Below are 7,459 nucleotides of genomic sequence, written 5' to 3' on the forward strand. Positions count from 1 at the left end.
TGTTCAGGTAGTCGGGCTCGACCTCGGCCCGGAGTATGTTGAGGCGCCAGTACAGGGGCGCGGCCAGCAGGTCCAGAGCCAGGGGCAGGTGGGTGTCCTCGGGGAGTTCCCCGCGCTCGATCGCCCGACGCAGGGTGGCTTCCCCGAGCGCTCGGCGACGTACACCCATGGCGCTCTCGATGGCCCGGGCCAGCTCCGGGTCCCGCCCCGCCTCGGTGGTCAGGTCGGGCAGGATCGCCGCGAAACGCGGGTGGGTGAGCCATGCGTGCACAGCCCCCAACGTTGCGCGCAGGTCGCCCTCGAAGGACCCGGTGTCGGCGATCTCGGCCGGCGGCACGCTGAATTCGGTCAGCGCCGCGACGACCATCCCCTGTTTGGACGACCGCCGGCGGTACAGGGAGCTCTTGCCCGTCCCGGCGCGTTTGGCCACGCCCTCCATCGACAGGCGCCCGTATCCGCGCTCGGCGAGTTCGTCCAGTACGGCCTCGGAGATGGCCGAGGTGACGTGGGGACGCAGGACGGCGGCCCCTGCCGAAACGGGACCCTCGCCTCTGTGCAAGGCGCCCCCACCGATCGTGACCGGCGGGGGCGCGCGTGCGGGACGGGCGACGCTAGTCCAGGGGGCCGCCGGCGACGTACAGGACCTGGCCGGACACGAAGCCCGCGTCCTCGCCGGTGAAGAAGGCCACCGCGTTGGCGATGTCCTCGGGCAGACCCACGCGCTGCACGGGGATCTCGGCCTGCTTGAAGGCCTTCATGTCGTCGTACTTGATCCCGATCCGCTCGGCGGTGGCACGGGTCATCGCGGTCTCGATGAAACCGGGGGCCACCGCGTTGCAGGTGACGCCGAACTTGCCCAGCTCGATCGCGAGGGTCTTGGTGAAGCCCTGCAGGCCCGCCTTGGCCGCCGAGTAGTTGGCCTGGCCACGGTTGCCCAGCGCGGAGGAGCTGGACAGGTTCACGATCCGGCCCCACTTCTGGGCGGTCATGTGGGCCTGGGCGGCCTTGCTCATCAGGAACGAACCCCGCAGGTGCACGTTCATGACGGTGTCCCAGTCGTCGGGGGACATCTTGAACAGCAGGTTGTCGCGGAGCACACCGGCGTTGTTGACGAGGATCGCGGGCGGGCCGAGTCGCTCGGCGACGGTGTCGACGGCGGCGGTCACCTGGTCGGCGTCGGAGACGTCGCAGCCCACCGCGATGGCCCGGCCGCCCTCGGTGGTGATCCGGTCCACGACCTCCTGGGCGTCGGACTCCTTCAGGTCCAGGACGGCGACGGAGCGACCTTCACGGGCGAGGCGCTCGGCGGTACCTGCGCCGATGCCGCGGGCCGCGCCGGTCACGATCGCCACACGAGGCGTTGGGGACATGGTGTTACCTCCATTGATCACGTGGTGGGCGCGGGGGAATCATATCCGCATGCCTACTGGTCGGTACGTGACCGGGTGCGCCTTTCGGTTCTTCGGTGAACCAGGGTTCCGTGAGTTCTTCAGTCGTCCGTAATGGTGCTGACCTGCGCCACCGCAAAGCTTTTCGGTCGGTGCCCGCGTTTGCCTGCGCGTGATCGGGCTGTGGCTTACGATGTCATCCAAGACTGAGATGCACGTGCATTCGGCCCGTGCAGCAGCACGAGCCTCACACCCATTCGGTGGTCTGCGGTGCGGCGCGTCAGTGAGGAGTTGAAGGGCATGGAGTGTGCGGAGGCGGTGGCGGAGCCTGCCGACGCATGGTGGCTCAGGGTCCTGACCCACGGGTCCCCACGCTGGAACACGCCGGTGTGCGGTGACCGGCACGACGCCGTCACGTGGACTTTCGAGCCCCGCCCGCGGACGGTCGGCGCGGCCAGGGAGATTTCCGACGCCCTGCTCCTCGAATGGGGCATGGAGTACTTGTCGAGCGATGTCTCGGTCGTCGTTTCGGAATTGGTCACCAATGCGGTACGGCATGGAGGTCCGCTCACCTTGACCGAGCGGGGCCGATCGGGTATTCAGCTCTCACTCATGCGCAGCGGCAGTGAATTCATCTGTGCGGTTCGTGACGGTGGAGATCACTTGCCGCACAGAAGGGAAGCGATCTCCGGTGTCGAAGGCGGCAGAGGGCTTGCCCTGGTGAGTGCTTTCGCGCGAGAGTGGGGAGTGATTCCCACACCGCCCGGCGGAAAGTTCGTTTGGGCGCAATTCGTGTGAGTCGATGACACAGGGCTCGTTGCCGGGCGTCCCGCTGCGGGAGGCGGGCCACCGGCCGGATGGGCCGCTCCGGGAGGGGCGGGCGAAGGGCCGTGAGGGGGCGTCCTGGAGGGTGGAACGGGACGTCGTCGATACCGTGGAGGTGTAGTGTCCCGGTCGCACGGCAAAGGGGACCGGGCGAACCGATACTCTTGTCCGGAGAAAGAAGAGAGGCGGCGAACGTGGATATCGCTCATTTGCGCCAGGGGAGTGGCCCCACCGTGCGCCGCATGCTCCTGGGAGAGCAGCTCCGACGGTACCGGCAACTACGTGGCATCTCCCGTGAGGAAGCGGGCGAGAGGATTCGAGCCTCCGCTTCCAAGATCAGCCGTATGGAACTGGGGCGGGTCGGATTCAAGCCCCGGGATATCGAGGACCTCCTCAAGATGTACGGGGTCACCGACCGCAAGCTCCTGAGGGAATTCAAGGAACTGGCCCTCGAATCCAACAAACCGGGTTGGTGGAAGGAGTACGGCGACGCCCTCCACAAGTGGTTCACCCGCTACGTGGGCTTCGAGGAGGCCGCCGACCAGATTCGTGTCTACGAGTCCCAGTTCGTGCCGGGACTGCTGCAGACCGAGGACTACGCCCGCGAGGTCATCTCCGGTGGTGTCGACACCGACACCCTCTCCGAGCAGCGCATCCAGGCCAGACTCAAGAGACAGGAACACCTCAACAGCGGTAAGAAGATGTGGATCATCCTCGACGAGGCCGCCGTGCGTCGGCCCATCGGGGGCCGCGAGCGCGGCAAGGAGATCATGCGCGGCCAGCTGCGCCACCTGATCGACATCTGTGAGAACCGGGACAACATCACCCTGCAGATCATCCCGTTCGAGGTGGGCGCGCACGCCGCCGAGGCCGGCTCCTTCACGCTGCTGCGCTTCTCCGACTTCGAGCTGTCCGACGTGCTGTACCTGGAACACCTGACCGACGGCGACATCGTGGACAAGCGGTCCACGGTCGAGGCCTACACCAAGGCGATGACCAAGCTCAGCGTCTCGGCCGCCACCCCCGATGAGACGGTCTCGATGCTCAAGGACATGCTCAAGGACCTCGACGAGGCCTGAGCCCCTGTTATCCTCCGAACCCCTTTGCCCCCACACCCTGTTCGTCCCCGTGGGTGGGGCAAGAGAAGGCTCCGTCCGTGACGGAGCCCCCTCTTCGCGTTGGAACCCGTAGCTCGGGTGACCCGGGAGAGAGCAAGGGGTGGCTTACCGGGTCGGCACGCACACCACTCCACGGTGCTTCGCGCCGTCGTGCCACGAGATACGGGTGGGCCCTTCTCTTGTGCTCGAAGCCGACCTTATCCGAGCAGGTTGTCGAAGTCGCCGTCCTTGGCGCCCAGGATCAGGCAGTCGATCTCCTCCTGCGTGTAGACCAGGGCCGGTCCGCTGGGGAAGCGAGAGTTGCGTACGGCGATCGATCCGTCGTGGAGACGTGCCATCTCGACGCAGGCCCCCTGCGAGTTGCTGCGCTTGGCCTTCTGCCAGGAGGCCTCGGTCAGGTCGGTCGCGCGGATACCGTTGTGTGCGGTCATGTTCCTGTCGCTCCTTGCATCTTCGACTGAGGGGAAACGTGCGTGCTAATGCATTAACGAATGCACGTGCATCAGCACCATCACTCTCACGAGCATAGCGTGATGCTCGCCACTTGTCCGTGGGTTTGGTCGGATGTAAGCGCTATGTAATCGCGTTCTCCTCGGCAAGGTGTCCGAACATGGCGTCGTTGCTGGTCAAATGGGTCAGAGTTGCTTTGGGGACCTTGGTCTGAAAGTGACACGGATGAACCCTCGGTAACACGCGAAGGCCCCGCCGAAGTATCGACGGGGCCTTGTGGTGGCCTTGTGACTATTCGCAGGCGAGAGCCGTGGTCAGCGCTTCCAGGTTCCCGCGCATGATCGAGGGGTAGTCGTCGCCGGGCGACCGATCGGTCACCCCCTCCAGCGGGTCGAGTACCTCCACCTGAGCGCCGGTCTCGGCCGCGATGGTGTCCGCGGTCGCGGCGGGCATGAGCGGTTCGGTGAAGATCGTGGAGATGTCGCGCTCCTTGACGACGTCGGTGATGGCGGCGATCTGCGCGGGGGAGGGCTCGTTCTCCGGGTCGACCCCGCTGACGCCGATCTGCTCCAGGTCGTACTGGTCGGTCAGGTAGCTGAAGGCGGTGTGTCCGACCACGACCTCACGGTGTTCACAGGAGGACAGCCCCTGCTCGTACTCCTCGCCGATGGCGGCCAGCTCGCCGGTGACCCGCTCGGCCTCCTGTCGGTAGGTGTCGGCGCCCTCGGGGTTCACCTCGCCCATGCGCTCGGCCAGCGCCTCGGCGGTCTCGGCCATCAGGTCCACGTCCAGCCAGAAGTGGGGGTCGTGCTCGCCATGGTCGTGCCCGTCGTCCTCTTCGTGGGCGTGGTCGTCCTCGTCCTCGCCGTCGTCGGCGGGGCGCAGCGACACGATGTCGGCGACGTCGAGTGAGGCGTCCTCGCCCTCCTGGTCGACCGCCTCGTCCACGGCGGGCTGGAGGCCGCCCACGTGGAACACGATGTCGGCCTCGCTCACCTCGGCGATCTGACGGCCGGTGAGCTCCAGGTCGTGCGGTTCGGCGCCGGGCTCGGTCAGCTGGACGACCGCGGTGGTGTCCCCGCCGATCTCCTGGGCAAGCCATTCGAGGGGGTAGACCCCGGTGACGACGGTGAGGTCGGCGTCGGCGGGGGAGACCCCGTTGTCGCCGGTGTCACCGCCTTCGCTGCCGCAGCCGGTGATGATCATGGCGATGGCGGCGCCGAGGGAGGCGGCGCGCACGGAGGTCCTGGTTCTCATGCGACTATTTTCGGGAAAATGAAAACGGTTGTCAATTTGTCCGCTTTGCCCGGGCCCCCGATACGTGTCCCGACCGGTCGAGGTCCTGCGAGGTCACCTGCTCTCGGCGAAGCGCTCCACGTCCTTGTTGCGGCCCGCCACCAGGATCACGTCGCCCTGGTGCAGCACGGTCTCCTCCGTCGTGTAGGTGAAGGAGGACCCCACCCGTTTGACCGCCACCACCGTGATGCCGAACTTCTGTCGCACTCGCGTCTCCCGCAGGGTCCGGCCCACCATCGACTGCGGAGCCCGGGTCTTGCCCACGGCGAACCCCTGCTCCACCTCCTTGTAGTCGAGCATCCGCCCCGACAGCAGGTGCGCCACCCGCTCGCCCATGTCGTGCTCGGGCAGCACCACGTGGTCCGCGCCCACCTGCTCCAGGATTCGCCCGTGCCGCCGGCTGGTGGCCTTGGCCCAGATACTGGCCACCTCCAGGTCGACCAGTAGTGAGGTGGTGAGGATGCTCTCCTCCAGGTGGCTGCCGATCGCGACCACCGCCCGGTTGAACTGGGGAGCGCCCACCTGCCTCATGGTCTCCTCGTCGGTGGCGTCGCCGATGACGGTGTGGGTGAGGGCGTCCGCGTAGGTCTGCACCAGGCGCGGGTTGGAGTCCATGCCCAGCACCTCCCAGCCGTGTCTGACCAGTTCCAGTGCGAGCGAACTGCCGAACCGGCCCAGGCCGATCACCAGGACGCGCTTGTCGTCGCTTCGATCACGATGGGGCATGGTCTCTCTCCTCGGGGGTTCCGGTTCGGGGTCGGGCTCAGCCGATGATCGGCCGGGCCTCGGCCAGGGTGTAACGACGTTGTCGGTCGCGGAAGGCCAGCGCGGTGACGAACGTGATGGGTCCGACCCGGCCGGCCACCATGAGGATCGCCAACAGGTACTGGTTCCACGCGGCGAGGTCCTGGGTGATGCCCACGGACAGGCCCACCACGCCGAAGGCCGAGACCACCTCGAACAACACCTGAAGGAGGGAGAACTCGGTGGCCCACAGCATCAGCACGGTGGTGCTCGCCACCGCGGTCGCGGACAGGAAGGCCAGGCTCAGGGACTGCCGGATCACCTCGGTGGGCAACTGACGCCCGAAGACGTGCACCCGGTCGTGGGCGCGCACCTCGGCCCTGACCACCAGGAAGACCACCGCGAGGGTGGCGACCTTGATGCCGCCCGCGGTCCCGGCGCTGCCGTTGCCGACGAACATCAGCATGACCGTCACCAGCAGGGTGGAGTCCTGCATCTGGCCGATGGGCACGGCGTTGAACCCGCCGCTGCGCGGCATCACCCCGGTGAAGAAGCCGTCGGTGAGCCTCGCCCACCAGTGCAGCCCGCCCAGGGTGGTCGGATTGTTCCACTCCATGGCGGTGATCAACAGGATCCCGGCGGCGAACAGGATGGCGGTGGTGGTGACGGTGAGCTTGGTGTGCAGGGACCACCGGTGATGCCGGCCCAGCCGCCGACGCAGTTCGAGGAGCACGGGGAAGCCGATGCCGCCCAGGATCATCGCGAACGCCACGGGGAACAGGATGAACCCGTCACCGGAGAAACGGGTGAAGCTGTCGTCGTACAGCGACAGTCCGGCGTTGTTGAACGCCATGATCGAGTGGAAGAACCCCGAGTACAGGGCCTGCGGGAGCGTGAGGTCGTAGGCCAGCCACATGCGCGGGGTGATGAGCACGAAGGTCAGACCCTGCAACACCAGGAAGATGGTCAGCACCCGATTGACCAGTTCGCGTACGTCGCCGACCCACAGGGTGCGCACCTCGGCCTGCACGGTGAGCTGCATGCGCAGCCCGAATCGGTGGATGACGGCGGTGCCCAGCAACGAGGCCAGCGTCATGATGCCCATGCCGCCGCCCTGGACCAGGGCCAAAACCACGCCCTGACCGAAGCCGCTGAGCTCCCTGCCCAGGGAGACCACGCTGAGCCCGCACACGGCCAGTGCCGAGGTCGCGGTGAAGAAGGCCTCGTGGAAGGGCAACCCCCGCCCGTCGACGGTGGCCAGGGGGGTGGTGAGCAGCAGCGCGCCGATCAGGTCGACGCTCACGAAGATCAGCAGGAACACGCGCGCCGGCTTGTGCCATGGCTTGGTCCCGCGGGTGCCGTGGGAGTCCGAGCGCCCCGGGCGGGGGAGACGGATGGGGAGCCGGGGGCGTGTTCGGGGGAACGGCCGGCTCACCGGGGTGCCGGCCGACGGTCGGGTGCGATGTTCACGGATCCTCCTCGCTCGGGAACCCGAACGATTCTGTCAAACCCCTCGTGAACGGGCACGCAGGCCCGGCCGGCGAAAGCGACGCACCATCTCGCCCGTCAGCCGGCCCGGGACCCGGGTGGGCCGGGAGGGGTCGACTTCGTGCACTCCTGAGCCCTCGCGTCGACCCC

General features: G+C 67.3%; 8 protein-coding genes. 2 read left to right on the top strand and 6 right to left on the bottom strand.

The features are described 5' to 3' along the window. Both K8V84_RS13190 and fabG read right to left on the bottom strand, forming a co-directional pair. Nucleotides 1–559 (bottom strand): TetR/AcrR family transcriptional regulator (locus K8V84_RS13190; protein ID WP_304074555.1); only part of this gene is annotated, 559 nt, incomplete at its 3' end. A gap of 52 nt (nt 560–611) precedes the next feature. Then, a complete protein-coding gene (gene fabG, locus K8V84_RS13195; protein WP_304074557.1) occupies nt 612–1,370 on the bottom strand; it encodes a 3-oxoacyl-ACP reductase FabG in 759 nt (252 codons plus the stop codon). Between the two features lie 318 nt (nt 1,371–1,688). On the opposite strand from fabG, the gene K8V84_RS13200 reads away from it, so the two are divergent. Further along, on the top strand, nt 1,689–2,186 hold the full coding sequence (locus tag K8V84_RS13200; protein WP_304074559.1) for an ATP-binding protein: 498 nt from the start codon (nt 1,689–1,691) through the stop codon (nt 2,184–2,186). A gap of 269 nt (nt 2,187–2,455) precedes the next feature. Then, nucleotides 2,456–3,292, top strand: coding sequence for a helix-turn-helix transcriptional regulator (locus K8V84_RS13205; RefSeq protein WP_304074564.1), 837 nt, complete (start codon nt 2,456–2,458; stop codon nt 3,290–3,292). A 236-nt stretch (nt 3,293–3,528) separates the two neighbouring features. Here K8V84_RS13205 and K8V84_RS13210 read toward each other — a convergent pair whose 3' ends face one another. The 4 genes from K8V84_RS13210 to K8V84_RS13225 form a co-directional block, all read right to left on the bottom strand. Then, nucleotides 3,529–3,762 (bottom strand): DUF397 domain-containing protein, encoded by a 234-nt coding sequence (locus K8V84_RS13210; RefSeq protein ID WP_304074560.1) that lies wholly within the window; start codon nt 3,760–3,762, stop codon nt 3,529–3,531. Nucleotides 3,763–4,072: 310 nt separating this feature from the next. Further along, nucleotides 4,073–5,038 (bottom strand): metal ABC transporter substrate-binding protein, encoded by a 966-nt coding sequence (locus tag K8V84_RS13215; RefSeq protein WP_304074562.1) that lies wholly within the window; start codon nt 5,036–5,038, stop codon nt 4,073–4,075. 93 nt (nt 5,039–5,131) lie between these two features. Continuing rightward, complete coding sequence (locus tag K8V84_RS13220) at nt 5,132–5,803, bottom strand: TrkA family potassium uptake protein (protein ID WP_304074563.1); 672 nt, start codon at nt 5,801–5,803, stop codon at nt 5,132–5,134. A gap of 37 nt (nt 5,804–5,840) precedes the next feature. Then, nucleotides 5,841–7,217 (bottom strand): TrkH family potassium uptake protein, encoded by a 1,377-nt coding sequence (locus tag K8V84_RS13225; protein ID WP_304074566.1) that lies wholly within the window; start codon nt 7,215–7,217, stop codon nt 5,841–5,843. Nucleotides 7,218–7,459 lie beyond the last annotated feature (242 nt).

The sequence above is a fragment of the Nocardiopsis listeri genome, assembly GCF_020741345.1.
In the GTDB taxonomy this organism is placed as follows: domain Bacteria; phylum Actinomycetota; class Actinomycetes; order Streptosporangiales; family Streptosporangiaceae; genus Nocardiopsis; species Nocardiopsis listeri_A.